29 protein-coding genes, 1 other RNA gene, 1 pseudogene and 1 other annotated feature are annotated in these 26,258 nt (G+C 54.2%); of the genes and pseudogenes, 18 read left to right on the top strand and 13 right to left on the bottom strand.

Features of this window, described 5'->3' with window-relative positions; all coding sequences use genetic code 11:
• Positions 1-30: 30 nt before the first annotated feature.
• Positions 31-369 carry a P-II family nitrogen regulator gene (glnK, locus tag ACRQ84_RS00795; RefSeq protein WP_007886947.1) on the top strand — a complete coding sequence of 113 codons (339 nt, stop codon included), beginning with the start codon at positions 31-33 and terminating at the stop codon, positions 367-369.
• 33 nt (positions 370-402) lie between these two features.
• Entirely contained in the window at positions 403-1,692 is a 1,290-nt protein-coding gene (gene amtB / locus ACRQ84_RS00800) for an ammonium transporter AmtB (RefSeq protein WP_064740463.1), read from the top strand.
• Positions 1,693-1,764: 72 nt separating this feature from the next.
• On the opposite strand, the gene tesB is transcribed toward amtB, so the two are convergent.
• The gene (tesB, locus tag ACRQ84_RS00805) at positions 1,765-2,628 is read right to left on the bottom strand and encodes an acyl-CoA thioesterase II (protein WP_064740464.1); all 864 of its coding nucleotides are present in this window, start codon (positions 2,626-2,628) and stop codon (positions 1,765-1,767) included.
• Positions 2,629-2,784: 156 nt separating this feature from the next.
• Between tesB and ACRQ84_RS00810 the strand changes: the two genes are divergently transcribed.
• A complete protein-coding gene (locus ACRQ84_RS00810) occupies positions 2,785-3,342 on the top strand; it encodes a YbaY family lipoprotein (protein ID WP_007886942.1) in 558 nt (185 codons plus the stop codon).
• 180 nt (positions 3,343-3,522) lie between these two features.
• Here the strand turns inward: ACRQ84_RS00810 and ACRQ84_RS00815 are convergent, their stop codons facing one another.
• A complete protein-coding gene (locus ACRQ84_RS00815) occupies positions 3,523-3,834 on the bottom strand; it encodes an MGMT family protein (protein ID WP_064740466.1) in 312 nt (103 codons plus the stop codon).
• A 178-nt stretch (positions 3,835-4,012) separates the two neighbouring features.
• Here ACRQ84_RS00815 and ffs point away from each other — a divergent pair.
• Positions 4,013-4,109: signal recognition particle sRNA small type (gene ffs, locus ACRQ84_RS00820), an RNA gene on the top strand.
• 129 nt (positions 4,110-4,238) lie between these two features.
• Here ffs and ACRQ84_RS00825 read toward each other — a convergent pair.
• The 3 genes from ACRQ84_RS00825 to ACRQ84_RS00835 form a co-directional block, all read right to left on the bottom strand.
• The gene (locus ACRQ84_RS00825; protein ID WP_007886938.1) at positions 4,239-4,457 is read right to left on the bottom strand and encodes an HHA domain-containing protein; all 219 of its coding nucleotides are present in this window, start codon (positions 4,455-4,457) and stop codon (positions 4,239-4,241) included.
• Positions 4,458-4,481: 24 nt separating this feature from the next.
• The gene (tomB, locus tag ACRQ84_RS00830; RefSeq protein WP_064740467.1) at positions 4,482-4,859 is read right to left on the bottom strand and encodes an Hha toxicity modulator TomB; all 378 of its coding nucleotides are present in this window, start codon (positions 4,857-4,859) and stop codon (positions 4,482-4,484) included.
• Between the two features lie 146 nt (positions 4,860-5,005).
• The gene (locus ACRQ84_RS00835; protein WP_064740468.1) at positions 5,006-5,359 is read right to left on the bottom strand and encodes a hypothetical protein; all 354 of its coding nucleotides are present in this window, start codon (positions 5,357-5,359) and stop codon (positions 5,006-5,008) included.
• Positions 5,360-5,699: 340 nt separating this feature from the next.
• On the opposite strand from ACRQ84_RS00835, the gene ACRQ84_RS00840 reads away from it, so the two are divergent.
• From ACRQ84_RS00840 to ACRQ84_RS00850, 3 genes are read left to right on the top strand one after another with little or no spacing between them, the layout of a single operon-like run.
• Positions 5,700-6,356, top strand: a complete 657-nt coding sequence (locus tag ACRQ84_RS00840) for a metal ABC transporter ATP-binding protein (protein ID WP_483816924.1) — start codon at positions 5,700-5,702, stop codon at positions 6,354-6,356.
• Positions 6,353-7,189 (top strand): metal ABC transporter permease, encoded by an 837-nt coding sequence (locus ACRQ84_RS00845; protein WP_483816925.1) that lies wholly within the window; start codon positions 6,353-6,355, stop codon positions 7,187-7,189. Before ACRQ84_RS00840 ends, ACRQ84_RS00845 begins: the two co-directional genes overlap by 4 nt.
• A gap of 25 nt (positions 7,190-7,214) precedes the next feature.
• Positions 7,215-8,093, top strand: coding sequence for a metal ABC transporter substrate-binding protein (locus tag ACRQ84_RS00850; protein ID WP_483816926.1), 879 nt, complete (start codon positions 7,215-7,217; stop codon positions 8,091-8,093).
• Between the two features lie 44 nt (positions 8,094-8,137).
• On the opposite strand, the gene ykgO is transcribed toward ACRQ84_RS00850, so the two are convergent.
• The 4 genes from ykgO to ACRQ84_RS00870 all read right to left on the bottom strand — a co-directional run bounded on the left by ykgO (position 8,138) and on the right by ACRQ84_RS00870 (position 13,057).
• The gene (gene ykgO, locus ACRQ84_RS00855) at positions 8,138-8,278 is read right to left on the bottom strand and encodes a type B 50S ribosomal protein L36 (RefSeq protein WP_008103894.1); all 141 of its coding nucleotides are present in this window, start codon (positions 8,276-8,278) and stop codon (positions 8,138-8,140) included.
• Between the two features lie 15 nt (positions 8,279-8,293).
• Entirely contained in the window at positions 8,294-8,551 is a 258-nt protein-coding gene (locus ACRQ84_RS00860; RefSeq protein WP_064740471.1) for a type B 50S ribosomal protein L31, read from the bottom strand.
• Between the two features lie 148 nt (positions 8,552-8,699).
• Complete coding sequence (locus ACRQ84_RS00865) at positions 8,700-11,849, bottom strand: multidrug efflux RND transporter permease subunit AcrB (protein WP_064740472.1); 3,150 nt, start codon at positions 11,847-11,849, stop codon at positions 8,700-8,702.
• A 17-nt stretch (positions 11,850-11,866) separates the two neighbouring features.
• Positions 11,867-13,057, bottom strand: a complete 1,191-nt coding sequence (locus ACRQ84_RS00870) for an efflux RND transporter periplasmic adaptor subunit (protein WP_483816927.1) — start codon at positions 13,055-13,057, stop codon at positions 11,867-11,869.
• Positions 13,058-13,199: 142 nt separating this feature from the next.
• Between ACRQ84_RS00870 and acrR the strand changes: the two genes are divergently transcribed.
• Complete coding sequence (gene acrR / locus ACRQ84_RS00875; protein WP_064740474.1) at positions 13,200-13,841, top strand: multidrug efflux transporter transcriptional repressor AcrR; 642 nt, start codon at positions 13,200-13,202, stop codon at positions 13,839-13,841.
• Here acrR and rsmS read toward each other — a convergent pair.
• Genes rsmS through priC form a run of 3 tightly spaced genes read right to left on the bottom strand, consistent with a single transcriptional unit; the run spans position 13,838 to position 14,812 of the window.
• Entirely contained in the window at positions 13,838-13,993 is a 156-nt protein-coding gene (gene rsmS, locus ACRQ84_RS00880; protein WP_073991695.1) for a pleiotropic regulatory protein RsmS, read from the bottom strand. The genes acrR and rsmS overlap by 4 nt on opposite strands.
• Positions 13,994-14,001: 8 nt before the next feature.
• Positions 14,002-14,247: a GlsB/YeaQ/YmgE family stress response membrane protein gene (locus ACRQ84_RS00885; protein WP_483816928.1), complete on the bottom strand. Its 246-nt coding sequence runs from the start codon at positions 14,245-14,247 to the stop codon at positions 14,002-14,004.
• Positions 14,248-14,299: 52 nt separating this feature from the next.
• Positions 14,300-14,812 carry a primosomal replication protein PriC gene (gene priC, locus ACRQ84_RS00890; RefSeq protein WP_064740476.1) on the bottom strand — a complete coding sequence of 171 codons (513 nt, stop codon included), beginning with the start codon at positions 14,810-14,812 and terminating at the stop codon, positions 14,300-14,302.
• A 57-nt stretch (positions 14,813-14,869) separates the two neighbouring features.
• Here priC and ACRQ84_RS00895 point away from each other — a divergent pair, with 57 nt between their 5' ends.
• From ACRQ84_RS00895 to htpG, 6 genes and pseudogenes are all read left to right on the top strand, one after another.
• Positions 14,870-15,253, top strand: a complete 384-nt coding sequence (locus ACRQ84_RS00895; protein ID WP_483816929.1) for a DUF454 family protein — start codon at positions 14,870-14,872, stop codon at positions 15,251-15,253.
• Between the two features lie 149 nt (positions 15,254-15,402).
• Positions 15,403-15,953, top strand: a pseudogene (gene apt, locus ACRQ84_RS00900) (adenine phosphoribosyltransferase).
• Positions 15,954-16,104: 151 nt separating this feature from the next.
• Positions 16,105-18,084 (top strand): DNA polymerase III subunit gamma/tau, encoded by a 1,980-nt coding sequence (gene dnaX, locus ACRQ84_RS00905; protein WP_483816930.1) that lies wholly within the window; start codon positions 16,105-16,107, stop codon positions 18,082-18,084.
• Positions 17,426-17,487 (top strand) — a sequence feature (DnaX frameshifting element). Its footprint overlaps the gene before it by 62 nt.
• Positions 18,085-18,134: 50 nt before the next feature.
• A complete protein-coding gene (locus ACRQ84_RS00910) occupies positions 18,135-18,464 on the top strand; it encodes a YbaB/EbfC family nucleoid-associated protein (RefSeq protein ID WP_007886899.1) in 330 nt (109 codons plus the stop codon).
• Positions 18,464-19,069, top strand: coding sequence for a recombination mediator RecR (recR, locus tag ACRQ84_RS00915; RefSeq protein WP_064740479.1), 606 nt, complete (start codon positions 18,464-18,466; stop codon positions 19,067-19,069). Before ACRQ84_RS00910 ends, recR begins: the two co-directional genes overlap by 1 nt.
• A 102-nt stretch (positions 19,070-19,171) precedes the next feature.
• The gene (gene htpG / locus ACRQ84_RS00920) at positions 19,172-21,046 is read left to right on the top strand and encodes a molecular chaperone HtpG (RefSeq protein ID WP_483816931.1); all 1,875 of its coding nucleotides are present in this window, start codon (positions 19,172-19,174) and stop codon (positions 21,044-21,046) included.
• Positions 21,047-21,101: 55 nt separating this feature from the next.
• On the opposite strand, the gene ACRQ84_RS00925 is transcribed toward htpG, so the two are convergent.
• The gene (locus ACRQ84_RS00925) at positions 21,102-21,971 is read right to left on the bottom strand and encodes a LysR substrate-binding domain-containing protein (RefSeq protein WP_064740481.1); all 870 of its coding nucleotides are present in this window, start codon (positions 21,969-21,971) and stop codon (positions 21,102-21,104) included.
• Positions 21,972-22,158: 187 nt separating this feature from the next.
• On the opposite strand from ACRQ84_RS00925, the gene ACRQ84_RS00930 reads away from it, so the two are divergent.
• The 4 genes from ACRQ84_RS00930 to ACRQ84_RS00945 all read left to right on the top strand — a co-directional run bounded on the left by ACRQ84_RS00930 (position 22,159) and on the right by ACRQ84_RS00945 (position 26,214).
• Positions 22,159-22,977: a DUF6024 family protein gene (locus ACRQ84_RS00930; RefSeq protein WP_064740482.1), complete on the top strand. Its 819-nt coding sequence runs from the start codon at positions 22,159-22,161 to the stop codon at positions 22,975-22,977.
• A gap of 151 nt (positions 22,978-23,128) precedes the next feature.
• A complete protein-coding gene (gene adk, locus ACRQ84_RS00935; RefSeq protein WP_007886892.1) occupies positions 23,129-23,773 on the top strand; it encodes an adenylate kinase in 645 nt (214 codons plus the stop codon).
• A gap of 121 nt (positions 23,774-23,894) precedes the next feature.
• The gene (hemH, locus tag ACRQ84_RS00940) at positions 23,895-24,854 is read left to right on the top strand and encodes a ferrochelatase (RefSeq protein ID WP_064740483.1); all 960 of its coding nucleotides are present in this window, start codon (positions 23,895-23,897) and stop codon (positions 24,852-24,854) included.
• Positions 24,855-24,912: 58 nt separating this feature from the next.
• Positions 24,913-26,214 carry an inosine/guanosine kinase gene (locus ACRQ84_RS00945; protein ID WP_483816932.1) on the top strand — a complete coding sequence of 434 codons (1,302 nt, stop codon included), beginning with the start codon at positions 24,913-24,915 and terminating at the stop codon, positions 26,212-26,214.
• The last annotated feature ends 44 nt before the right edge of the window (positions 26,215-26,258 follow it).

The following is a 26,258-nucleotide window of genomic DNA, read 5'->3' on the forward strand; positions in this document are numbered from 1 at the left end:
TCACTCAATTTCTTATCCGGAGGGGAACGTATGAAGCTGGTTACCGTGGTAATCAAACCATTTAAGCTGGAGGACGTGCGTGAAGCCTTATCCTCTATTGGCATTCAGGGGCTGACAGTTACCGAGGTCAAAGGTTTCGGTCGCCAGAAAGGTCACGCAGAGCTTTATCGCGGTGCCGAGTACAGCGTTAACTTCCTGCCAAAAGTAAAAATTGATATCGCTATTGCGGACGACCAACTTGACGAAGTGGTCGATGTCATCAGCAAAGCCGCGTATACCGGCAAAATTGGCGACGGCAAGATTTTCGTCGCAGAACTGCAGCGCGTCATTCGTATTCGTACCGGCGAGACCGACGAAGCAGCACTGTAACTGGGGCTCTGAATTGTGATGGGATGGAAAGAAATGAATAAACTGATAACGAAGTTGGGCCTCACCAGCCTCGCGCTGTTACCGTCTCTGGCGATGGCGGCAGCGCCTGCCGTCGCGGATAAAGCCGATAACGCCTTTATGATGATCTGTACCGCGTTGGTACTGTTTATGTCTATTCCCGGCATTGCGCTGTTCTACGGTGGTTTAATCCGCGGTAAGAACGTGCTGTCCATGCTGACCCAGGTTGCGGTGACTTTCTCGCTGGTGTGCGTGCTGTGGGTGATTTACGGTTACTCGCTGGCGTTCAGTGAAGGTAATTCGTTCTTCGGTAGCTTCCAGTGGGCGATGCTGAAAAATATTGAGCTGAAAGCCTTGATGGGCAGCTTCTATCAGTACATTCACGTTGCGTTCCAGGCTTCCTTTGCCTGTATTACCGTCGGCCTGATTGTCGGTGCGCTGGCGGAACGTATTCGCTTCTCTGCGGTACTGATTTTTGTGGTGGTATGGCTGACACTGGCTTATCTGCCAATCGCACACATGGTGTGGGCAGGTGGCTTGCTGGCGCAAGATGGCGCGCTCGACTTCGCGGGCGGCACTGTAGTTCACATCAACGCCGCGGTTGCTGGTCTGGTGGGTGCTTACCTGGTGGGCAAACGTGCGGGTTTTGGCAAAGAAGCCTTCAAACCACACAATCTGCCGATGGTGTTCCTCGGTACCGCGATTTTGTATGTGGGCTGGTTCGGCTTCAACGCCGGTTCTGCTTCCTCGGCTAACGAAATCGCTGCGCTGGCATTCCTGAATACCGTGGTTGCCACAGCAGGTGCGGTGCTATCGTGGGTGTTTGGCGAGTGGGCGGTACGTGGCAAACCTTCTCTGCTCGGTGCATGCTCAGGCTTCATTGCCGGTCTGGTGGCGATTACCCCAGCGTGTGGTTATGTTGGTGTCGGTGGCGCGCTGATTATTGGTCTGGCAGGTGGTTTAGCCGGTCTGTGGGGCGTAACAACCCTGAAGAAATGGCTGCGCGTTGATGACCCATGTGACGTGTTTGGTGTCCATGGCGTGTGTGGCATCCTCGGTTGTATCCTGACCGGTGTGTTCGCTTCGTCTTCACTGGGCGGTGTAGGCTACGCAGAAGGCGTGACCATGGGCCATCAGGTGTGGATTCAGTTGTTCAGCGTGGGCGTGACTATCGTCTGGACTGCCGTTGTTGCCTTCATCGGCTTTAAACTGGCGGATATGATTGTCGGCCTGCGTGTTCCGGAAGATCAGGAACGTGAAGGTCTGGATGTAAACAGCCACGGCGAGAACGCTTACAACCAGTAAGAGCCGGGCTAAAGAAGAGCAGTGCGCTAAAATTATAAAAAAACAGAAGGGGCGATGATATCGCCCCTTTTTTTATGCCTCGCGTTGACGCATCACGCCTTCCTGCACCGTGGTGGCTACCAGCCGACCCTCCTGCGTATAAAATTCACCACGCACAAAACCGCGCGCGCCGGATGCGGAGGTGCTCACTACGCTGTAAAGCAGCCATTCAGACAAGTCGAACGGGCGATGGAACCACATTGAGTGATCGATGGTGGCAACCTGCATATCAGCTTCAAGGAAGCCTTTACCGTGCGGTTGCAGCGCGACGGGCAGGAAGTTGAGATCGGAGGCGTAACCGAGCAGGTATTGATGGATGCGACGATCGGCCGGCAGTTCGCCGTTGGCGCGAATCCATACCTGACGCACAGGTTCATCGACGTGGCCTTTCAGCGGGTTATGAATCTGCACCGGGCGAATATCCAATGGACGCTCAGCGAGGAACTTTTCTTTCAGCTTAAGTGGCAAGTGCGCGGCCAGCTTTTTCGCCAGATCCTGTTCTGAGGGGAGATTTTCCGGGCCCGGCACCTGCGGCATGTTGTTCTGATGTTCAAAACCGCTTTCAGGTGCCTGGAATGAGGCCGTCATATAAAAGATCGGCTGGCCATTCTGCACCGCGCTGACGCGGCGTGCGCTGAAGCTTTTGCCGTCACGCAGCGTTTCGACATCATAGATGATGGCTTTTTGGCTGTCGCCAGGACGCAGAAAGTAGCTGTGGAAGGAGTGGATGATGCGCTCTTCCGGCACCGTTTGTTTTGCAGCATACAGCGCCTGACCGACGACCTGACCACCAAACACCTGGCGCAGACCGAGATCTTCGCTCTGACCACGAAACAGGCCTTCTTCCAGTTTTTCGAGATTTAATAAATTAAGCAGGTTATGCAGTGCCTGGCTCATAGCGGATTCCTCAGCGTGACTTATCGCGTCAGTGTGAAAGATCCGACCAGTTGCCGTCAATGATTTTGCCGCGATTTCAGCGGACTGGCGGCCGCTTCAGGCGTAATGCCGATATTTGTGCCAGAATTAAGGCCTGTTCATAAGGAGACGACATCGATGAAACTATGGCAAGTAATTAGCGGTATGACCTTGGCTGCGGCGATTACCGGTTGTGCGGACCACAGCAAGCCGGTAGCCACACCTACACTTGGCTCGGCAGTGGCAGGGCAGCAGGCCGCGATCGCGCAGCCGAATGTCAGCGGTTCAGTCTATATCCGCCAGCGCATTGCGCTACCACCGGATTCAGTGCTGACCGTGACACTGTCGGATGCGTCGCTGGCTGATGCACCATCGAAAGTGCTGTCGCAGCGTGTGGTGCGTACGGAAGGTAAACAGGCGCCGTTCCAGTTTGTCTTGCCGTTCAATCCAGCGGATATCCAGCCGAACGCACGCATCCTGTTGAGTGCAGCGATTTCGATTGATGGCAAGCTGGCATTTATTACCGATACGGTGAAACCGGTGATCAATCAGGGCGGAACCAAAGCTGAACTGCTGCTGGTACCGGTAACGAATGTTGCGATGCAAACCCAGCCGGGTGCGGCGACCACGGTGCCGTCGACTTCACCGACGCAGGTGACGCCATCAGCGTCTGTGCCGGCACCGACGAGTTTGTAATTTGATTGATGGGACGAGAGAGCGCCGGAAGTCATCATTGTTCCGTAAAGTCGCTGTCTCGTCCCTGATCGCTCGGCCCACGCCATCCATGGCGTGTGACGCTTTACTCCACAACAATGCCTTCCGGCGTGTAATGTTCAGTGCGGCTTGTGGCAGAATTGGGCGCGAAATATTGGCCCACTAAATCTGCCAGCGATATTTTTCTAACGCGATCTCACCTGCATCACTCACCTCAATCCCTTCCGCTTCCAGCGCATCACGCTGACGAAACAGATCGTCACCTTGCAGTGAAATGCGGCCATGGCGATTGATGACGCGGAACCAGGGCAGTTTGCTGCCTTCCGGCAAACGACGTAGTACGCCACCGACCTGACGCGCTGCGCGCGGCGATCCTGCCAGCAGCGCAACATCCCCGTAGGTGGTGACCTTTCCTGGCGGAATGGCCGCAACAATCTGCCAGACGCGCTCAGAGAAATTGTTATGCTCGCTCATGCGCAGCCTTTTTTTTATCGAGGAAAGGGCAAACTTTAGCATGCAGAAGGGTAGACAGCAGCGCTTTGCTGTGTGCTTGTGCAAGAAACCAACGGTTGTCGGGACTACGCTTGCAATTGCCAGGGGGTTACTTGATAATGCCTGCGCTCTCGAAATGAGGGCTTGTCAATGGGGGCCCTGTTGGTTCTCCCGCAATGCTAACTTGTGAACTCGGTCAGATCCGGAAGGAAGCAGCCGCAGCAGGCGACGCGTGTGCCGGGATGTAGCTGGCAGGGCCCCCACCCAATTCTGCCTACCCAAAACCCCACTGAATTTAACGCACAAAGAAATCTGGCAATCCTTTGCCTGTGATTCATTCCTTGATTAATACGATGATGTTGCCGATCGGCTGTTAGGGGAAAAACTTAGCGGACGAACTTCCAGACAGAAACCGGTACTTTATCATAAAGCTTATTCATGGTCAGTTCAGCCAGACGATGATCGGCTGCCGAATAGAATACCGCGAGTTCATTATCAGGTAATTCATACTTGTTTTTTTCGATAACCCGCTCAAGGGTATCGATTGAGCGACAGCGGCGCAGTCGCATCAAATAATCTGTTTTGGTTAAGGCTTGGTTGCTCATAAATAAACCGGTCTCAGTCTGGTGCTAAAAGGAATGGCTAGGTTGTTGGAGATAAGCGCACTCTTCGGCAAACAGATTAAATAAGCGTTTTGCTGAACGCTGCCATCGTTGTAGATCCTGAGTATTGATTCCATAGCTGCTGAACAGCATAAAGGTATCATCAAGATATTCATCGATTTGCGTTATCAGGGCTTCATCTTCAACGTGCTTAATTTTGTAATTCATCGTGAAAGAAGCGATATGCTCAATCAAATCGTTGAGCTGTAAATTGCTTTCAGAAGTAGGATCATTAACCCAGCCGTGATGGCTATCAGTCATTGTCGCCATACTTTCGTCAAACAAGTTCTCACACAGGTATTTAAGCTGGGCAATATCATGCCGTTTCGGTGAGTATTCGTCCATCTTTTTCCCCTCCATAGCTAGCACAGTTACCGCAGCGCGGCGAGTTTAGGAAAAGCTACCAGGAAGCGATCTCGAATAAAATGAATTCAGCGACTCCTTAAATGTAATCCACAATCATTAGCTTTGCTCACCTCAATTACCAAATATTACAATTCATCGGCAGGAGAGGGGCGAGCATTGTCAATCACGTCAAACACCAGTGCGCCGGGCTTTACCTGAAAAAACACTTCTTCACGACGATGAGATGTTTCATTTATATCCAGGCAAGGATTAAATAAATTCCAGCGGAAATCGTAAAGCATTTTAAATCGATTGTTGTCGGTTGGATGAATAGAAATAATCTTAAAGCTATCGGGAACTAATTGCGCGTTTTGAGAATACCACTGTAAATCGCCGGCTAATGCCTCGGCTATTTTGAGAATATTCCCCTGGATAATTCTTAGCAACTTTTCGCAATCGTCCTCATCCACAGCAATATCACAATGAATAATAGACGGCATTTTGTATCCAGTAAAAGAATGATGTTTCTATCATTGAGCTTATCGCACGACATTGCAAGTCGCTAATAAACAGAAAGAGTAATCGTTGTGATGGGTTTCATAACTCAATCATGCATAAAGGGTAAATTACAGCGGATATCTTCGTGAACGATCAACTTTTGAAACACTTTTGCCCGGGCTCAAAGGAGCCATAATCGGCTATAATAATTGTTATGTTATAACATTATTGGTTGTTGAATATGAATCACAGCGGTTTACTTCTGTCCCTTGGCGGCCGTTTGCTAGTGATGCTGGCGCTGATCGCCTTTCTGGCGTTAGCCTTATGGTGGGGAATGCAGAAATGATGCGTTTCAACCGCTTACAAGCAGGTTACCAAGGCCGCGCGGTGACGCCAGTTGTCGACGGTGAGCTGGCCTCGGGCAGCATGACTGCGCTAATTGGCGCAAACGGCACGGGCAAATCGACCTTATTGAAAACCATCGCCGGCTTACTGCCGCCGATTTCCGGCAACTGCGAATTACAGATCCCACGCAAAGCGCTGGGTTGGTTACCGCAACGCACCGAACTTGAAACTCGCTTCCCTCTAACTGCCTATGAGCTGGTGGCGATGGGCTGTTGGCCACGCTGCGGCTGGTTTGGTGGCATTAATAGAGGCTTGCGCCTGGAAATCGATGCCGCGCTGGATGCGGTGCAGATGCGTGAGTTTGCCGATGCTCAGCCATCAACCTTATCCGGTGGGCAGCTACAGCGCGTGCTGTTCGCGCGCTTAATGCTGCAGCGCAGTCAGCTCTGGCTACTGGATGAACCCTTCAACGGCATCGACTCGCAAACCGTCACTCTATTGATGTCGATCCTCGAGCAGCAGCAGCAGGCGGGCACCACATTATTGGTGGTGTTGCACGATCGTCCGCTGGTGGCGCGTTATTTCCAGGATGTGTTGTCACTTGATAACGCTGCCTCCGCACTCACACCCCAGCTGCGCAGGGTAGCATCGTGACCTTAATCCAACCTTTTATCGAATTTGGTTTTATGCGCCGCGCACTAGTGGCCTGCGTTGCATTAGCGATTAGCGCCACACCGCTGGGCATTTTCCTTTCGCTGCGCCGCATGAGTTTGGTTGGCGATGCGTTATCACATGCCGTTTTACCTGGCGCGGCTATTGGTTATCTGGTGTCGGGATTATCGCTGGTGGCAATGGGCATCGGTGGCCTGATTGCCGGTTTGGCAGTGGCGCTGCTCTCGGGTGCCGTTAGCCGTTATACGCCGCTCAAAGAGGATGCCAGTTTTTCTGGCTTCTACCTCGGATCTCTGGCGCTTGGCGTCACGCTGGTATCGCTGCGCGGTTCCAGCGTCGATCTGCTGCACGTGTTATTCGGATCGCTGCTGGCGGTAGATAACGCGGCCATTCTGCTGGTTGGTGGCATTGCGGCTTTCACCTTGCTGCTGCTGGCGGTGATTTTTCGCCCGCTGGTGATTGATGCTTTCGATCCCGATTTCCTGCGCGCGCAGGGTAAATGGAGCGCCCCGCTGGTGCACGGCCTGTTCCTGATGCTGGTGGTGCTTAATCTGGTGGCTGGATTTCAGGTGCTGGGCACGCTGATGTCGGTGGGTTTGATGATGCTGCCGGCCACCAGTGCTCGCTTCTGGAGTCGCCATCTGGCTTGCATGCTCGGTATTGCCATGCTGCTGGCGATCGTCTCTGCGTTTATCGGCCTGATTCTTTCGTGGCATTTCTCGCTGCCGGCAGGACCGGCGGTGGTGCTGAGTGCTGCGGTGCTGTTTCTGCTTTCTGTTTTGACAGGACCATGTGGCGGCCTGTTGCGCCGTTGATAACGAAACCAATAAGGGGATATGAATGAAAAAGTTACCGCTGAGTCTGGCAATGGGCGCCATGCTGGTCAGCCCGCTGTCGCTAGCGAAAAGCGTTGATGTTGTCGCGAGTTTTACCGTGTTGGCGGATATCGTTAAACAGGTGGGGGGCGATCACGTCACTGTAAAATCGTTAGTCGGCCCGAATGGCGATCCGCACACCTTCGAGCCTACACCGCAGGATAGTCAGGCGCTGTCGAAGGCCGATGTGGTATTTGTTAGCGGTTTAGGGATGGAAGGATGGATGGACCGCTTGATCAGCGCATCAGGCTACAAAGGCACAATTGTGGTGGCATCCAACGGGGTGAACACGCGCAAAATGGAAGAGGACGGTAAAACGGTTACCGATCCTCACGCGTGGAACAGCATGCAAAACGGTGTGATTTACGCCACGAATGTGATGAATGCGCTGATCAAGGCGGATCCACAAGATGCGGCTGAGATTCGCAAAAGCGGTGAAAGTTACATTCAGCAGTTGCAGAAGCTGGATAGCTGGGCGAAAAACGCGTTTGCTGAAGTGCCGAAGAATAAACGAAAAGTGCTGACCAGCCATGATGCTTTTGGCTACTTTGGCCAACGCTACGGCGTTAGTTTTCTTGCGCCGGTTGGCTTCTCTACTGAAGCGGAAGCCAGCGCCAGCGATGTGGCGTCGATCATTACGCAGTTGAAGGCCGAACATATTAAAACCTACTTCATGGAGAACCAGACCGATCCGCGCCTGGTGAAACAGATTGCCAGCGAAACCGGCGCCCAGCCGGGGGGAGAACTCTTCCCTGAAGCGTTATCTGAAGCGAATGGCCCAGCGGCGACCTATGTTGCAGCGTTCAGACACAATGTTGACGCCATATTGCAGAGCATGAAGTAAAAAAAAGGCCGGGGAGCATCCCGGCCAATTATCACGACACTTTCCTACCTTTTTTTCTTTCTTCCCTGAACCGCCTTAAAGCGCGGATTAGTTTTGCAAATGACATAGATGCGACCTTTACGGCGCACCACTTTGCAATCTTTATGGCGTGTCTTCGCAGACCGCAATGAACTTAATACCTGCATGCGTGTTCCCCCGCGTTACTTGTTGCGCGTCAGGAAGCTGCCGAAACGCTGGTTGAAGCGCGCGGTGCTGCCTTCTTTGGCAAAATCTTTCTGCTTACCGGTGTAGAACACATGGGATTTCGAGGAGACATCCAGCGTGATGTACGGCAGCACTTCACCTTGATACTCAATGGTGCGCTCGGTTTTGATGGTCGAACCGACTTTGAAGTACTCGTTGGCCGAGGTGTCGTGGAACACCACAGGGCGATAAAGGGGATGAATATTCGGTTTCATAATAACCTCGTTATGTAATGTTATACTATAACAATAGTATGAGCCCGAAAACGTGTGATTGCAACCGTGTTAAACGCAGGGATTTGTTAGGGCAGGGAAGCGCCAATAAAAAAGGCCGCATCAGCGGCCTTTTAGGGAAGGGTAAAACTTAGTGTTTGTGCTCGACAGGATGACTCTGCTCGATATCGCCCTTATTCTTACTGAAGCGGCGACGTACCACCACGAAGAACACCGGAACGAAGAAGATAGCCAGCGCTGTGGCTGTTACCATTCCGCCCATTACGCCAGTACCTACCGCGTTTTGCGCGCCAGAACCCGCACCGGTGCTGATCGCCAGCGGCATTACACCGAGGATGAAGGCGAGAGAGGTCATCAGAATCGGACGTAGACGCATACGGGATGCTTCGAGTGTCGATTCCACCAGTCCTTTGCCTTCCTTCTCCATCAAATCCTTAGCGAATTCGACGATCAGGATGGCGTTCTTCGCCGACAATCCTATGGTGGTCAACAAGCCCACCACGAAGTAAACGTCGTTACTCAAGCCGCGTAAAGTCGTGAAGAGCAGTGCACCGACAACACCCAGCGGTACCACCAACATGACCGAGAACGGAATTGACCAGCTCTCATACAGCGCGGCCAGACACAGGAACACGACAATCAGCGAGATGGCATACAGCGCCGGTGCCTGGTTACCTGACAAGCGTTCCTGATAGGACATGCCGGTCCAGTCGTAACCGATACCCGCAGGCAGTTTTCCGGCCAACTCTTCCATCAGGTTCATGGCATCACCGGAGCTCTTGCCTGGTGCAGCCTGGCCAAGAATCTCCATTGATGGCAGACCGTTATAACGCTCCAGACGCGGCGAACCGTACTGCCACTTCGCCGAAGAGAAGGCGGAGAACGGAACCATGGTGCCGCCACTGTTGCGCACGAACCACTTACTGATATCGTCCGGCAACATACGTGAATCAGCCTTGCCCATTACATACACTTTCTTCACGCGACCACGGTCAATGAAGTCGTTAACGTAAGAACCGCCCCATGCTGAAGCCAGAGTGGTGTTGATGTCTGACAGCGACACACCCAATGCCTGCGCTTTTTCCTGATCGATGATCAGTTTGTACTGCGGCGTATCTTCCATACCGTTTGGACGCACGCCTACCAGCGTATCCGGATGTTGGGCAATCATGCCAAACAGCTGGTTACGTGCGGCGGTGAGCTTCTCGTGACCCAGGTTGCCCTGATCGGTCAGCATGAAGTCGAAGCCGGTAGCATTACCCAGTTCGATAATTGCGGGTAAGTTGAACGGGAACACCATCGCATCTTTGATTTGACCGAGCGCCTGCATGGCACGTCCGGCAATCGCAGGGACCTTCAGGTTGGCATCGCCACGCTCATCCCACGGCTTGAGGCTGACGAACGCGATACCGGTGTTCTGTCCACGTCCGGCGAAGCCGAAGCCGTTAACGGTAAACACGGAATTCACGCTGTCTTTCTCTTTGGTCAGGAAGTAATCCGTCACCTGATCCAATACCTTCTGGGTGCGTTCCTGGGTTGCGCCGGCCGGCAGCTGCGCCTGCGCCAGTAACAGCCCCTGATCCTCTTCAGGCAGGAACGAGGTAGGCAGTTTGATGAACAGATAAGCCATGCCGACAACAATAACCAGATAAATCAGCAGGTAGCGACCAGTGCTACGCACGATATGACCCACACTATCAACATAGTGGTTGGTGCTCTTATCGAACATGCGGTTAAACCAGCCGAAGAAACCGGTGGTTTTACCGTGGTTGCCTTTTGCCACTGGCTTCAGCAAGGTGGCACACAGCGCTGGCGTCAAAATCAACGCCACCAGTACCGACAGCGCCATCGCGGAAACGATGGTGATCGAGAACTGGCGATAGATTACGCCGGTTGAACCGCCGAAGAATGCCATTGGAATAAATACCGCTGACAACACCAGCGCGATACCCACCAATGCACCCTGAATCTGCTCCATTGAACGTTTAGTGGCTTCCTTGGGCGGTAAGCCCTCTTCGGCCATAACACGTTCAACGTTCTCTACCACCACGATGGCGTCATCCACCAGCAGGCCGATGGCGAGCACCATCCCGAACATCGTTAGGGTGTTTATCGAGTAACCAAAAGCACTGATAACCGCAAAGGTACCGAGCAAAACAACGGGAACGGCGATGGTGGGAATCAACGTCGCACGGAAGTTTTGCAGGAACAGGTACATCACCAGGAACACCAGCACGATCGCTTCGAACAGCGTTTTCACCACTTCGAAAATCGAGATTTTAACGAACGGCGTGGTGTCGTACGGATAAACGGTTTTCATGCCTTCCGGGAAGAACGGCTGCAGTTTTGCCAGCTCCGCTTTTACGGCATCCGCAGTATCCAGTGCGTTAGCGCCGGTTGCGAGTTTGATACCGATACCGGAAGCCGGTTTGCCATTATAACGCGCGATGATTTCGTAGTTTTCACCACCCAATTCGATCTTCGCCACGTCACGCAAGCGCACCTGCGAACCATCCTGATTAACTTTCAGCAAGATATTGCCGAACTCGTCTGTTGATGTCAGACGGGTTTGCGCAATGATCGAGGCGTTCAGCTGCTGGCCCGGTACAGGTGGCGTACCTCCCAACTGGCCTGCGGCGATCTGGGTGTTCTGGACTTTCAGCGCGCTGATCACATCCACTGGCGTCAGTGAGAAGTTATTCAGCTTGTGTGGGTCTAGCCAGATACGCATCGCATATTGCGCACCAAACACCTGCGTATCACCGACACCCGGCATACGGCTGACCGGATCTTTGATGTTGGAAGCAACATAGTCAGAAATATCATTCTGCGTCATGGTGCCGTCATCACTGACGAAACCGGCCACCATCAGGAAGCTACTGGAAGATTTCTTAACCTGAATCCCCTGTTGCTGCACTTCTTGTGGCAATAACGGCGTGGCCAGCTGCAGTTTGTTCTGCACCTGAACCTGCGCAATATCGGCATCAGTACCGGATTGGAAGGTCAGTGTCAGCGTCAACGTACCCGATGAGTCACTGCTCGAGGACATATACATCAGTCCATCGATACCGTTCATGTTTTGCTCGATGACCTGCGTCACCGAATCTTGCAGCGTTTTCGCATCAGCACCCGGGTAGGAGGCCTGGATCTCAACCGCCGGCGGCGCAACATTGGGATATTGCTCAATCGGCAGGCTGATAATCGATAGCACACCGGCCAACATGATGATGATGGCGAGCACCCACGCAAAAATGGGGCGATCAATAAAGAACTTAGCCATGTATCAGTGGCTCCTGTTTATGACGATGATTTAGCAGACGGTAATTCTGGCGCAGCTTTGGCATCGTCGGAGACTTCTTGTGGCGTCACCTGCGCACCGGGTTTGGCACGCTGGATACCGGTGGTGATCACCCGATCGCCTTCTTTCAGACCTTCCGTCACCAGCCATTTGTCACCAAATGCCTGATTAGCGGTGATGTTACGGGATTCTACTTTGTTATCCGCGCCCACCACCATCGCTGTTGCCTGACCGGTTGGGGTACGTGTGACGCCCTGTTGCGGTACCAGCAGTGCGGTTGGGTTGGTGCCTTCATCCAGACGTGCGCGAACAAACATACCTGGCAGCAGGCGATTGTCCGGGTTCGGGAAGATGGCGCGCAGCGTGATCGAACCTGTGGTTTCATCCACGCTCACATCAGAGAATTCCAATGTGCCTGTCTGCGGGTATGCGTTACCGTTTTGCATCAGCAGGGTGACGTTGGCCTTACCGTCGTTCTGTTTCAGCTGACCGGACTCCAGCTCTGCGCGCAAACGCAGGAAATCATCACTGGATTGGGTCACATCGACATACATAGGATCGAGCTGTTGCACGGTGGCGAGCGCGGTGGTTTGCCCATTGGACACCAGTGCTCCTTCGGTCACCGACGATTTACCAATACGACCGCTGATCGGCGACGTCACTTTGGTATACGCCAGATTGATGCGCGCGGTTTCGACGTTGGCACGCGCAGCTTGTGCGGCGGCAGCGGTTTGGGCTGCAGTGCCTGCTGCGGTGTCATAGTCCTGCTGACTGATGTACTTCGTACCCAGCAGCGGCTTGTAGCGAGTAATGGTTAACTGCGCGACGCGGGCATTGGCTTCAGCCTGAGCTAAATCGGCTTTGGCACTGTCGTATGCCGCCTGATAAGTGGCGGGATCGATCTGATACAGCGACTGACCGGCTTTTACATCACTACCTTCAACAAAATTACGCTTGAGAATAATCCCCGACACCTGAGGACGCACTTCCGCAACGCGGAAAGCCGAGGTACGACCCGGCAGCTCAGTGGTAATTTTCAAGGGTTCGTTTTTTAACGTCACAACACCCACTTCTGGGGGCTGCTGCTGGGCGGCTTGCTGGGATTTATTATCATCACATCCTGTTAACACAAAGCTGCCTGAAAGCATCAGGACGGCCGCCAGAGGCGCTAATCCTCTGTTTTTATTCATAAATAAACCTCTAGTGTCCGATATCAAATGATCAATGGATCACAAACCGATAAACCCATTGCTGCGTTAAAACACGGGTCGTGCTATGGTACATACATTCACAAATGTATGTAAACTTACAAGTTTGTAAAAAAAGCCCAGCATGGCACGAAAAACCAAAGCGCAAGCTCTTGAAACACGGCATCAAATTCTTGACGCCGCACTAGCACACTTTTCCGAACACGGTGTGGCCGCCACGTCTCTGGCGGATATCGCATCAGCGGCCGGCGTCACGCGCGGGGCTATTTACTGGCATTTCAAAAATAAAGCCGATCTATTACAGGAGATCTGGCTACGTTGTGATGCTGGGCTGGACGATGTGGAACTTGAGTATCAGACAAAATACCCGGGCGATCCACTTTCTGTTGTACGTTCAATGTTGATCTATATCCTTGACGCCACAGCAAAGGATCCGCAAAGACGCGCATTAATGGAGATTATCTTTCATAAATGTGAGTTTGTTGGTGAAATGTCGACCTTACAGGATATGCGTCAAAGCTTACTGCTGGAGTGTTACGACCGCATTGAAGTGGTGCTTAAAGAGTGTATTGAGGTGGGACAATTGCCCAGCAACATCAACACTCGCCAGTCTGCGCGCCTGATGTGTGGCTACATCAACGGCATGATGGAAAACTGGTTATTCAATCCACAGGCCTATGATTTGGCTGCTGATGCACCGCAGCTGGTGGATGCGTTTCTTGATATGCTGCGCCTCAGTCCAACGCTCACCACCGGGCCACGTTAAGCTGCATCTTCCGCGGCTTTCTTTTGTTGATAATCACGCTGAACGATCGCCAGCGCCGCCAGTACCGTGGCGGTGGGGACATTATTCTCTTCAAGCAGTTGAATCAAATCGACGGCAAGTTTGATTTCGTCTGACGCGCTGTCCAGTGACATTATTTCTCCTAAATACGTAATTTCGCCGCAACCAGCAGCATTAATAGTGCGCCGAGCAGTGCAGTGGCGAAACCGGCAGGATGCCAGGCGGCAAGATCGCCCGTGGTGAAGTAGGTGGCGATATAACCGCCTATTAACGCGCCAATCACAGCCAGCATCAGCGTTGGCACAAATCCTCCCGGACGGCCAGGAAAAAACACCCGCTTAAGCCAACCTGCAACTAAGCCAATCGCAATCCAAAAAAGCAGCGTCATGTTTTTTCTCCTTTTTCTCACTGCAACGAGTATAGAGGAAAAAGCGTCGCGTTTAGCGTGGCATAGACGGCAACTCGAGTTTGTAAATAGCGGCGCGGCAGCGTGCCAGACGCTCCTGCAACTGATCAACTTCGCGAATCAACTGCTGCTGAACGCTCAGGGTTTCGGCGCGGGCCAGATGCTGCTCGCGTTGCTGAATCATTGCCAGTAAGCGTTGTTCGAAGCCTTGATACTCTTCACGTTTGGTCTGGCGTGCATCGATGCGTGGACGCTCGCGCTTCACGCGCAGTTGCTGACTGTGGCATTCACGCTGCAACGCGGCAATCTGATCCATCACTTTCTCTGCCAGCCATTGGCGGCGCACCACATCGGTGTCGGCCGCAGTTAATTGCGTAACGTTGCCCTCCAACTCGTGCAGATAATCCGCCAGACGCGTGCCGCGGGTGCGAAACAGTTGGGAATCAAAACGGGGCTGGCGACAGACACCATCCGGCTGCTGCGCAATTTGCTGGCGCAGTAAATCTAACAAGGCGTGAAGACGCTGCTGTGCGGACGGTTGGGGCATCACTCTGTTTCCGACTGTGTTAACGTAACGCCGTTTTGACTCATTCAGGCATCGGGCATGCAGCGCATTTTATTACTGAGCCTTGGCTGGCTGGCGATTGTGCTAGGTACGCTGGGCATTGTATTACCTTTATTACCTACGACGCCATTTGTGTTGCTGGCGGCCTGGTGTTTTGCCCGATCGTCACCGCGTTTTCATCACTGGCTGCTGTGGCGATCGCCGTTTGGCCGCTATATTCGCCACTGGCAGCAGCATCGTGCTATGCCGCCCGGCGCAAAAGGTCGCGCCATGTTGCTGATTGTGATTACCTTTTCAATCTCCCTTTATCTGGTAAATCTGCTGTGGGTGCGCATTCTGTTAGGCGTTATGCTGTGTCTGCTGCTGCTTTTTATGTGGCGTATTCCGGTAGTGGCAGAAAGCATCAACCCACCGCAACAGTAGCGCGAGGGTTGCATTTAGCCGGGTATTTGCATAGATTTGGGCATCTTCGTGCGTGGCTTCCCTTATAAACGACTTCGCTTAACCCGGTTTCCGGGGTTTGGCGCTAGAGAAGCTGCGCGTATTAGATATTTTCTCCAGGCGTAACATTTATGACCGCAACTGCGCAGCAGCTTGAACTCATCAAAAACAGCATTAAAAGCATTCCTGACTATCCGAAGCCGGGCATTCTGTTCCGTGACGTCACCAGTCTGATGGAAGATCCGCAGGCATATGCCGCGTCGATCGCCATTCTGGTTGAGCGTTATCGTAACAAAGGCATCACCAAGGTGGTGGGAACGGAAGCGCGCGGCTTCCTGTTTGGTGCGCCCGTCGCGTTGGGTTTAGGCGTGGGTTTTGTGCCGGTTCGTAAGCCAGGCAAATTGCCGCGTGAAACCTTCAGCGAAAGCTATGAGCTGGAATACGGCACCGATGCCCTGGAATTGCATAAAGATGCCATCAAGCCGGGCGATGTAGTGTTGGTGGTGGACGATCTGCTGGCAACCGGCGGCACGCTGGAAGCGACCGTGAAACTGATCCGCCGTGCCGGGGGGAAGTCAAAGACGCCGCATTCGTGATTAATCTGTTTGACCTGACCGGTGAAGCCCGCCTGACTGCCATGGGCGTTGAGTGCTTCAGCCTGGTGAATTTCCCCGGCCACTAAGGCCTGTGCGCTCCGCTGTACGGCGGGGCGCCACCTCTGCAAAGTTAGTGGTTGCTGATCCGCTTGTGGCTGTTAAACTACTGCCAAAATAAACAGGGTTTGCGAAGCTGCATTTTCTCCCTTCTCCCTAAATTCCAGTGATTGAATCCACATGAGCTATCAGGTACTTGCGCGAAAATGGCGTCCCCAGGCCTTCGCTGACGTAGTCGGTCAGGAACATGTGCTGACTGCGCTGGCCAACGGATTGTCACTGGGACGAATCCATCATGCTTATCTCTTTTCCGGCACCCGCGGCGTTGGGAAAACCTCGATCGCCCGTCTGCTGGCGAAGGGCCTTAACTGTGAAACCGGTATCACTTCGACGCCCTGTGGGCAATGTGATAACTGCCGCGAAATCGAGCAAGGTCGCTTTGTCGATCTGATTGAGATCGATGCTGCGTCACGCACCAAAGTTGAAGATACGCGCGATCTGCTCGATAACGTGCAATACGCGCCGGCACGCGGTCGCTTCAAGGTCTATCTGATCGATGAAGTGCACATGCTGTCGCGCCATAGCTTTAATGCGCTGCTCAAAACCCTGGAAGAGCCGCCATCACACGTTAAATTCCTGCTGGCGACCACCGATCCGCAGAAGTTGCCGGTGACGATCCTGTCACGTTGTCTGCAATTCCATCTCAAAGCGCTCGACGTTGAGCAAATTCAGCAGCAGCTGGCGCATGTATTGCAGCAGGAGCAAATTGCCGCTGAACCGCGTGCGCTGCATCTGCTGGCGCGCGCCGCGGATGGCAGTATGCGTGATGCGCTTAGTCTGACCGACCAGGCCATTGCCATGGGGCAGGGCAGCGTCACACGTGACACCGTGGCGCAAATGCTCGGCACGCTTGACGATGAACAGCCGCTGGCATTGATTGAGGCGCTGGTGGAGGGGCAGGGCGAACAGGTGATGGCGCTGCTGAATCAGGCCGCATCGCGTGGTGTTGAGTGGGAAGCGCTGCTGGTAGAGATGCTGCGTTTACTGCACCGCATTGCGATGGTACAGCTGTTGCCGAGCTCGCTCAGCGAGGACGATCTCAGCCAGGCCGATCGTCTGCGCGAATTAGCGCGCGTGCTGCCACCGGCCGACGTGCAACTCTATTACCAAACGTTGTTGATGGGACGTAAAGATCTGCCGCTGGCACCGGATCGTCGCCTTGGCGTGGAAATGACTTTGCTGCGCGCGCTGGCGTTCCATCCGCAGGCGGCGATTGCAGAGTCGGTGGCGCGTCCAACGTTGACGCCACAAGCCGCTCCGCCAGTCGCGGCGCCACAAACAACGCCGAAAGCCGCACCTGCGCCTGCTGCGCAGCCGCAAATGGCGCCGCCAGTCAACGACGCGCCGCCCATGTCAGATGATTATCCTGACATGCAACCCGCGCCCGATGCGTTACCCGATTCCACCAGCCAGTTATTACAGGCGCGAACGCAGTTGCTGCGTCAGGGAGCCGGCAAAGCAAAAAAGAGTGAGCCGGCAGCGCGTTCCGCGCGGCCGGCGAATCCGGCGCTGGAACGTCTCGCTAGCGTCACAGAACGTGTGCAGCAGCGTGCGTCTGAACCCGCGGTAAAAGCACCGGCAAAACCGGAAGCCTATCGCTGGAAAACTCAGCTGCCGGTTGAGGTTAAAGCGGAACCGGTGGCGACGCCAAAAGCCTTGCGTTCCGCGCTAGAGCATGAGAAAACGCCTGAGCTGGCGCTGCGTCTGGCGGAAGAGGCGCAGCAGCGCGATGCATGGGCCGCAGAAATCGCGGCGCTGACGCTGCCGAAACTGGTGCAGCAGGTGGCGCTTAATGCGTGGAAAGAGGTGGGCGAAACCGGCATTACGCTGCATTTGCGCAGCAGTCAGCGCCACCTCAATTCTGCCTCTGCGAAGCAGGCGCTGACGGAAGCGCTGAGTCAGTCTGCCGGTCAGCCGGTTGAATTGACCATTATTGAAGACGATAATCCTACGGTATTGACGCCACTGGAGTGGCGTCAGGCCATTTATGAAGAGAAGCTGTCGCAGGCGCGGCAGTCGATCGAAAGCGATACCCATATTCAGACATTGCGTCGATTCTTCGATGCCGATTTGGATGAAGAGAGTATTCGACCGGTGTGAACATGCTGCCGCGCGTCAACTGCGCGCAGCCCCAGCAGAGAGAGAAAACTATGTTTGGTAAAGGCGGATTGGGCAACCTGATGAAACAGGCCCAGCAGATGCAAGACAAAATGGCCAAAGTTCAGGAAGAGATCGCCGCGATCGAAGTGACCGGTGAATCAGGCGCTGGCTTGGTTAAAGTAACCATCAACGGTGCGCACAACTGCCGTCGTGTCGAAGTCGATCCTAGCTTGCTGGAAGATGACAAAGATATGCTGGAAGATCTGATCGCTGCGGCCTTCAACGATGCGGCACGTCGTATTGACGAAACCCAGAAAGAGAAGATGGCTTCCGTATCGAACGGTATGCAGCTGCCACCTGGCTTCAAGATGCCGTTCTGATGCAAACCAGTCCACTGCTTGAATCTTTGATGGAATCGTTGCGCTGTCTGCCGGGCGTTGGCCCAAAGTCGGCGCAGCGCATGGCTTTTCAGCTGTTGCAGCGCGATCGTAGCGGTGGCATGCGTCTGGCACAGGCTTTGACCCGCGCCATGTCGGAAATCGGCCACTGCGCCGATTGCCGTACCTTCACCGAGCAGGAAATCTGCACCATCTGCGCCAATCCGCGCCGTCAACAAAACGGCCAGATTTGCGTGGTGGAGAGCCCGGCTGATATCCACGCCATTGAGCAGACCGGCCAGTTTGGCGGCCGCTACTTTGTGCTAATGGGCCATTTGTCTCCGCTGGATGGCATTGGTCCGCAGGATATCGGGTTGGATCGGCTGGAGCAGCGTCTGGAGCGCGAAACGTTAACCGAAGTGATCCTCGCCACCAATCCCACGGTGGAAGGGGAAGCCACGGCCAACTATATCGGCGAACTGTGCGGGCAATATGGCGTTGATGCTAGCCGCATTGCGCACGGTGTACCGGTTGGCGGTGAGCTGGAGATGGTCGATGGCACCACGCTGTCGCATTCACTCGCCGGACGCCACAAGATTAAATTCTAATCACTTGCCGATGTCTTCGCGGACATCGGCTTGAAATCCTCTGCTTCATCCCCATTTCTCTCTCAACGTATCATCAACAACCCCGATTCAGTTGAGGTAGCAATGACCATGAAAGGACAAGAGACGCGTGGCTTCCAGTCAGAGGTAAAACAACTTCTGCACCTGATGATCCATTCACTCTATTCAAATAAAGAGATTTTCCTGCGCGAGCTGATTTCCAACGCTTCAGATGCCGCCGACAAACTGCGCTTCCGCGCGCTGTCGACGCCCGATCTGTACGAAGGCGACGGCGACCTGCGTGTACGCATCTCGGTCAACCCGGAAAACCGCACGCTGACCCTCAGCGACAACGGCATCGGTATGCGTCGTGATGAGGTGATTGAGAACCTCGGCACCATCGCCAAGTCCGGCACCAAATCTTTCCTCGAATCCATGGGTTCCGACCAGGCAAAAGACAGCCAGCTGATCGGCCAGTTCGGCGTTGGCTTCTACTCCGCTTTCATCGTGGCGGATAAAGTCACCGTGCGCACCCGCGCTGCCGGCGCCAAAGCCGATGAAGCGGTGTTCTGGGAATCAGCCGGTGAAGGCGAGTACACGCTGGCGGAGATTGAGAAGGCCGATCGCGGTACCGAAATCACGCTGCACTTCCGTGAAGGCGAAGACGATTTCCTCGATGCGTGGCGTGTGCGTAACGTGATCAGTAAGTACTCCGATCACATCGCGCTGCCGGTTGAGATTGAAACCAAAGACGAAGAGAGCGGTGAAAGCAGCTGGGAAAAGATCAACAAAGCCCAGGCGCTGTGGACCCGCAACAAGTCTGAGATCAGCGACGACGAATATAACGAGTTCTACAAACATATCGCCCATGATTTTAGCGATCCGGCGATCTGGAGCCACAACCGCGTGGAAGGCAAGCAGGAGTACACCAGCCTGCTGTACATTCCGGCGCGTGCGCCGTTCGACATGTGGAACCGCGACAGCAAGCACGGTCTGAAACTCTACGTGCAACGCGTGTTCATCATGGACGACGCCGAGCAGTTTATGCCGAACTATCTGCGCTTCGTGCGTGGCCTGATTGATTCCAACGACCTGCCGCTGAATGTGTCGCGTGAAATCCTGCAGGACAGCCGTGTTACTCAAAGCCTGCGTGCCGCACTGACCAAGCGCAGCCTGCAGATGCTGGAAAAACTGGCGAAAGACGATGCAGAGAAATATCAGCAGTTCTGGAAAGAGTTCGGCCTGGTGCTGAAAGAAGGCCCAGCCGAAGACAACGCCAACCAGCAGGCGATTGCCAAACTGCTGCGCTTTGCCACCACGCAGAGTGAAGGCGCCGAGCAGACCATTTCGCTCGATGATTACCTGAGCCGTATGGTGGAAGGTCAGGACAAGATTTACTACATCACCGCCGACAGCTATGCCGCCGCGAAGAGCAGCCCGCATCTGGAACTGTTCCGCAAGAAAGGCATCGAGGTGCTGCTGCTCTCCGATCGCATCGACGAATGGATGATGAGCTACCTCACCGAGTTCGACGGCAAAACCTTCCAGTCAGTGAGCAAAGCGGATGATTCGCTGAGCAAACTGGCCGACGAAGAGACCGACGAGCAGAAAGAAGCGGAGAAAGCGCTGGAGCCGTTCGTTGAGCGCGTGAAATCCCTGCTGGGCGAGCGCGTCAAAGAGGTGCGTCTGACGCATCGTCTCACCGACACGCCAGCGATCGTTACCACCGATGCCAACGAAATGACTACGCAGATGGCGAAATTGTTTGCTGCGGCCGGTCAGGACGTGCCGGAGGTGAAGTACATCTTCGAAATCAACCCGGATCATACGCTGGTGAAACGCGTGGCCGATACGCAGGATGAAACGCACTTTGCCGAATGGGTGGAGCTGCTGCTTGATCAGGCGTTGCTGGCCGAGCGCGGTACGCTCGACGATCCGAACCAGTTTATCCGTCGCATGAACCAGCTGCTGACGGCATAAACCGCACCAAACTCGAAGGGTCGCCATTCATGGCGACCTTTTTTTTTATCTGCTTTTATATCTGCGCCTGATCCCGCAACCAGTCGCGAAACAACGTAATCTCGGCATCATGTTGACGCGAAATTTTGGTCATCATCAGGGTGGCGCGATCGACACGCACAAAGCCCAGCGGCGCTATCAACGTCCCGTCATTCAACTCCTGACGCACCAACAAGCGCGGCGCCATAATGACACCCAAACCATTTCTCGCCGCCTGAATCCCTAACGTCAAATTGTCGAAATGCTTGCCGATCCAGAAATTGCCACGCGCATCGCTGGTTTTCGCCCATTCAGCCCACGCATGCAGCCGCGTATCAGCATGCAGTAAAGGCAATGAGGCGAGATCCTGCTCGCTTTGAAAACGTGCCGCAAACTGCGGCGCGCACAGCGGGCCGATATAATCATCGCTAATTAACGTGACATCGATGTCATCATCCGGTGATTGCTCAGCGCTGAGGATCAGCACGTCAGTGTGCTCGCTGCGCAGTTGGTCGATCTCCACCAGCGGCTGAAACTGCACTTCAATATCGGGGTAGCGCTGATAAAAGCTGGCGATGCGCGGAATCAGCCATTGAGCAAGAAAGCTGGGCGCGCAGGAGACGCTGAGATGATGGCGCATGCCGGTACGAATGCTTTCGCAGGTGGTGGAGAGTTCGCTAAAGGCTTTCTGACAACTCACCAGCAGACGTTCACCGTGTGAGGTTAATTTGACGCGTCCATTGGTGCGCACAAACAGTGGCTTTCCCATCCAGCTTTCCAGCTGCCGAACCTGATGGCTGATGGCGCTGTGGGTCACATGCAGACGCTCGGCCGCAACGCTAAAACTGCTATACAGTGCCGCCTGATGGAAATAGTGCAGTGCCCGTAACGATGGAAGCGCGGTCATACTCGTCCCCTGTGTAAAAACCTAACAGGGATTGTCAGTTTATATCATTTTAATGTCCAGCCGCATTGGCCTAACCTTTCCCCCTGATTCTGGCGGGTTGACGGCTCAGCCTCTCTGTGTCGTGTGCCGAACCTCATTGCCACGCTTCACCTCCCACACAGCACAATAACAAGAGAAATATCACGCGATGGCTCCACAACTGGCTACTGCGGCGCGCGATAAGCTTCGCGGCTTGCTTTCCCGTCATTACCGGCTTGAAAATTACGATCTCTTCTTTGCGCCTTCATTGCACATCGCTCGGGTACTGCTCTCCCAGTTATTTCTGCGTCAGGAGCAGGCGCGCAATCACACGCGTTACGCCTCACATCATCCGGTGAGCGAACTCAACGTGCTACCTGCTTTGCCGATGACGGCGGGTAACATTGCCCTGGTGGATCATGTCGATATGCAGCAAGGCCGCGTTAAGACGCTGAGCGAATGCCAGAGCCAGGGCGTGACTGATGCATCGGAGTCGTTTGCCACCCAATTGCATAAACGTCTGGTGAGCGATGCGCGGCTTTTTGTGGCACGGCTTGATCGTCATGCCGCGTTATGTAGTGATCTGGTGTTGATCGCCCTGCGCACCGCAGATTTCAGTACGCTGGTGCGCAGTGAATTGCGACTGTTTGAGCAGGGATTAGCGCTGGGCGCGGGACCAGAACAGGCGCTGGCGATGATGGAGGATAGCGCATGGCGTCCCTTCAACATCGCCACAGTAGAAAGTATCGCGCTCGACTCGCCAATAATACTGCACTCCATTCAACAACCCGGTTTGCCGTTTGCCCTTTTTCCTCTGCCGAATGGACTGAATGCGCATCAACTGCCCCAGGATATGCAGGTTCTGCCCGATCAGGCGCGTTTACGCCTGCGCGCCAACGTGCGCGGCGGGGTCAACAAATACCAGAACGTGACGCCCGCACTAAAAAAACGTCTGAAAGACGTGCTGATGCTTAGCCGTGATTCCTAAAAACGGGCACTCTGCTGGTATTTACTGTCAAAGCAGGTCAAAGTAGACCTTTCATGGCGAGCGCGCCCGTTTCCTTGTGGTGTGCGGGCCATAATGGTATGTTCTTCGCCTTCTCAGATTGAACAATGCGATTCGCAAGGGGAATTACGCAATGCGTATTATTCTGCTCGGAGCTCCGGGCGCAGGTAAAGGCACTCAGGCTCAATTCATCATGGAGAAATACGGTATTCCGCAGATCTCCACGGGTGACATGTTACGTGCGGCAGTAAAAGCGGGCACGGAACTGGGCCAACAGGCAAAAGCGATCATGGATGCCGGTAAACTGGTGACTGACGAGCTGGTGATTGCGCTGGTTAAAGAGCGTATCGCGCAGGAAGACTGCAAAAACGGTTTCCTGCTCGATGGCTTCCCACGCACTATCCCGCAGGCTGACGCTATGAAAGAAGCGGGCATCAAGGTTGACTATGTGCTGGAGTTTGCCGTACCGGACGAGCTGATTGTGGATCGTATTGTCGGTCGTCGTGTCCATACGCCATCTGGCCGCGTTTATCACGTCACCTACAATCCACCGAAAGTGGCAGGTAAAGATGACCTGACCGGCGAAGAGCTGACCACGCGTAAAGATGACCAGGAAGAGACCGTGCGTAAGCGTCTGGTGGAATACCATCAGTTGACCGCGCCGCTGATTGCTTACTACGGCAAAGAAGCGCAAGACGGTAACACCGAATATCACAAAATCGACGGCACACGCCCTGTCGCTGAAGTGAGCACGCAATTGGCCACTATCCTCGGTTAATGCGTTCTGGGGCCGGTTGTCCGGCCCTTTTGCAGCAATTGCTTTCCCCTCCCACATTTTCCGCTACAATTTCCCCCTGATTTTGCATTCGACCCATTCGTTTCGACATCAAGGAAATACAATGAGGCAAGAAAAGCCCGGGGTTCTGCTGGTTAATTTAGGCACACCAGACGCACCGACAACACCGGCGGTTAAACGCTATCTGAAACAATTCCTCGGCGATCCGCGCGTGGTTGATACACCGCGCTGGTTGTGGTGGCCGATTCTCAATTTCATCATCGTGCCATTCCGCTCACCACGCGTTTCGAAACTGTATGCTTCCGTTTGGATGGATGAAGGCTCGCCGCTGATGGTGTTTAGCAAGCGTCAGCGTGAAGCATTGGCGCAGCGGCTGGATATGCCGGTTGAACTGGGAATGAGCTACGGAACGCCAAGCCTCGACAGCGCGCTGCAGCGCTTACTGGCGCAGGGCGTCACCAAACTTATTGTGCTGCCGCTCTATCCACAGTTCTCCTGCTCAACGGTGGCTGCCGTGTGGGATGGACTCGCTACCAGCTTCAAGCCGCTGCGTTCGCTGCCCGAAGTGGCTTTTATTCGCGATTACGCTGAGCATCCGGCCTACATCGCCGCCCTGAAAGCGTCGGTTGAACGCTCGTTTGCGCAGCATGGTGAACCGGATCTGCTGGTGCTGTCTTTCCACGGCATTCCGCAGCGTTTCGCCAATGAAGGCGATGATTATCCGCTGCGCTGCAAAGACACCACAGATGCGCTGAGCGCTGCGTTAGGCATTGCGCCGCATAAGATCATGATGACCTTCCAGTCGCGCTTTGGTCGCGAGCCGTGGCTCACGCCGTACACCGACGAAACCATGAAGAGTTTGCCGGCTAAAGGGATTAAGCACGTGCAGGTGATGAGCCCCGGCTTTGCCGCGGATTGCCTCGAAACGCTGGAGGAGATTAGCGGAGAGAACTGCGAGATCTTCCTGCATGCTGGCGGCGAAAAGTTCGAGTACATCCCGGCGCTCAACGACGATGCTGAGCACATTGAAATGATGGTGCAGCTGGTCAACGCGCGCCGTTAAGGGTGTGGCAGAGAGTGTGATATCATTCTCTGCCTGATTTTCCCTGACGGCACTCTCGATGAAATTTCCCGGCAAACGCAAATCCAAACACTATTTCCCCGTCAACGCACGCGATCCGCTGCTGCAGGCTACGCAGCAAGAGCAGGAAGAGGGCAGTTGGGTGGTGGGTATCGATCAGACGCTGGTCGATATCGAAGCCAAAGTCGATGATGACTTTCTGCAGCGTTACGGCTTAAGCGCCGGTCACTCGCTGGTGATCGACGATGCTACAGCCGAGGCGCTCTACAATGAACTGATGCGCGAAGAGCTCATCAGTCATCAATTTGCCGGTGGCACCATCGGAAATACCTTGCATAACTACTCGGTGCTGGCGGATGACCGCTCGGTACTGCTGGGCGTGATGTGCAACAATATCCAGATTGGCGGCTACGCCTATCGCTATCTGTGCAACACCTCCAGCCGCATGGATCTTAACTTCCTGCAGGGCGTTGATGGTGCGATTGGCCGCTGCTTTACGCTGATTGGCGAGCAGGGCGAACGTACTTTCGCCATCAGTCCCGGCTTGATGAATCAGCTGCAGGCTAACAATATTCCGGAAGAGGTGATTGCGGGCGCGTCGGCGTTAGTACTGACCTCCTATCTGGTACGCTGCCAGCCGGGCGAGCCGATGCCGGAAGCCACCTTGCGTGCCATCGAATATGCGAAGAAGCACAACGTGCCGGTGGTGCTGACGCTTGGCACTAAATATGTGATTCAGGATAACCCGCAGTTCTGGCGTGATTTCCTGCGCGACCACGTCTCGATTGTGGCGATGAACGAAGAAGAAGCGTTTGCGTTGACCGGTGAACAGGATCCGCTGCTGGCGTCCAATATGGCGCTGGATTGGGTGGATTTGGTGCTGTGTACCGCCGGGCCAACCGGATTGTACATGGCCGGTTTCACCGAAGAAGAGTACAAGCGCAAAACCAACCATCCACTGCTACCGGGCGCGTTGGCTGAATTCAACCAATATGAATTTAGCCGCGCGATGCGTCACAAAGATTGCCAGCAGCCGCTGCGCATTTTCTCGCATATCGCGCCTTATATGGGCGGACCGGAAAAGATCATGAACACCAACGGCGCAGGCGATGGCGCGCTAGCGGCGCTGCTGCACGACATCACCGCCAACAACTTCCATCGTCAAAAGGTCCCTAACTCCAGTAAACACGGCCGTGAATACCTGACGTACTCGTCATTGGCACAAGTGTGTAAATACGCCAACCGGGTGAGTTATCAGGTGTTGAACCAGCATTCACCGCGTCTGACACGCGGCCTGCCAGAGCGGGAAGACAGTTTAGAAGAGTCGTACTGGGATCGTTGATGATGGCATCGGTGCGCATTAATGCGCACCTTACATCTTAGGGT

This window comes from Pantoea sp. E2023-21, assembly GCF_051302795.1.
Classification (GTDB): domain Bacteria; phylum Pseudomonadota; class Gammaproteobacteria; order Enterobacterales; family Enterobacteriaceae; genus Pantoea; species Pantoea ludwigii_A.

Coding starts and splice junctions, on each gene's coding strand:
- ACRQ84_RS00835 (WP_064740468.1), bottom strand. CDS start 5,359: ATGCCGTCTATTATTCATTGTGATATTGCTGTGGATGAGGACGATTGC.
- ACRQ84_RS00945 (WP_483816932.1), top strand. CDS start 24,913: ATGAAATTTCCCGGCAAACGCAAATCCAAACACTATTTCCCCGTCAAC.
- ACRQ84_RS00850 (WP_483816926.1), top strand. CDS start 7,215: ATGAAAAAGTTACCGCTGAGTCTGGCAATGGGCGCCATGCTGGTCAGC.
- ACRQ84_RS00860 (WP_064740471.1), bottom strand. CDS start 8,551: ATGAAACCGAATATTCATCCCCTTTATCGCCCTGTGGTGTTCCACGAC.
- ACRQ84_RS00895 (WP_483816929.1), top strand. CDS start 14,870: ATGCAGCGCATTTTATTACTGAGCCTTGGCTGGCTGGCGATTGTGCTA.
- ACRQ84_RS00815 (WP_064740466.1), bottom strand. CDS start 3,834: ATGAGCGAGCATAACAATTTCTCTGAGCGCGTCTGGCAGATTGTTGCG.
- ACRQ84_RS00930 (WP_064740482.1), top strand. CDS start 22,159: ATGGCTCCACAACTGGCTACTGCGGCGCGCGATAAGCTTCGCGGCTTG.
- ACRQ84_RS00825 (WP_007886938.1), bottom strand. CDS start 4,457: ATGAGCAACCAAGCCTTAACCAAAACAGATTATTTGATGCGACTGCGC.
- tomB (WP_064740467.1), bottom strand. CDS start 4,859: ATGGACGAATACTCACCGAAACGGCATGATATTGCCCAGCTTAAATAC.
- ACRQ84_RS00865 (WP_064740472.1), bottom strand. CDS start 11,849: ATGGCTAAGTTCTTTATTGATCGCCCCATTTTTGCGTGGGTGCTCGCC.
- adk (WP_007886892.1), top strand. CDS start 23,129: ATGCGTATTATTCTGCTCGGAGCTCCGGGCGCAGGTAAAGGCACTCAG.
- ACRQ84_RS00870 (WP_483816927.1), bottom strand. CDS start 13,057: ATGAATAAAAACAGAGGATTAGCGCCTCTGGCGGCCGTCCTGATGCTT.
- ACRQ84_RS00885 (WP_483816928.1), bottom strand. CDS start 14,247: ATGACGCTGCTTTTTTGGATTGCGATTGGCTTAGTTGCAGGTTGGCTT.
- ACRQ84_RS00910 (WP_007886899.1), top strand. CDS start 18,135: ATGTTTGGTAAAGGCGGATTGGGCAACCTGATGAAACAGGCCCAGCAG.
- amtB (WP_064740463.1), top strand. CDS start 403: ATGAATAAACTGATAACGAAGTTGGGCCTCACCAGCCTCGCGCTGTTA.
- ACRQ84_RS00810 (WP_007886942.1), top strand. CDS start 2,785: ATGAAACTATGGCAAGTAATTAGCGGTATGACCTTGGCTGCGGCGATT.
- dnaX (WP_483816930.1), top strand. CDS start 16,105: ATGAGCTATCAGGTACTTGCGCGAAAATGGCGTCCCCAGGCCTTCGCT.
- ACRQ84_RS00925 (WP_064740481.1), bottom strand. CDS start 21,971: ATGACCGCGCTTCCATCGTTACGGGCACTGCACTATTTCCATCAGGCG.
- ACRQ84_RS00840 (WP_483816924.1), top strand. CDS start 5,700: ATGATGCGTTTCAACCGCTTACAAGCAGGTTACCAAGGCCGCGCGGTG.
- htpG (WP_483816931.1), top strand. CDS start 19,172: ATGACCATGAAAGGACAAGAGACGCGTGGCTTCCAGTCAGAGGTAAAA.
- glnK (WP_007886947.1), top strand. CDS start 31: ATGAAGCTGGTTACCGTGGTAATCAAACCATTTAAGCTGGAGGACGTG.
- priC (WP_064740476.1), bottom strand. CDS start 14,812: ATGCCCCAACCGTCCGCACAGCAGCGTCTTCACGCCTTGTTAGATTTA.
- rsmS (WP_073991695.1), bottom strand. CDS start 13,993: ATGTCACTGGACAGCGCGTCAGACGAAATCAAACTTGCCGTCGATTTG.
- recR (WP_064740479.1), top strand. CDS start 18,464: ATGCAAACCAGTCCACTGCTTGAATCTTTGATGGAATCGTTGCGCTGT.
- ykgO (WP_008103894.1), bottom strand. CDS start 8,278: ATGCAGGTATTAAGTTCATTGCGGTCTGCGAAGACACGCCATAAAGAT.
- hemH (WP_064740483.1), top strand. CDS start 23,895: ATGAGGCAAGAAAAGCCCGGGGTTCTGCTGGTTAATTTAGGCACACCA.
- acrR (WP_064740474.1), top strand. CDS start 13,200: ATGGCACGAAAAACCAAAGCGCAAGCTCTTGAAACACGGCATCAAATT.
- tesB (WP_064740464.1), bottom strand. CDS start 2,628: ATGAGCCAGGCACTGCATAACCTGCTTAATTTATTAAATCTCGAAAAA.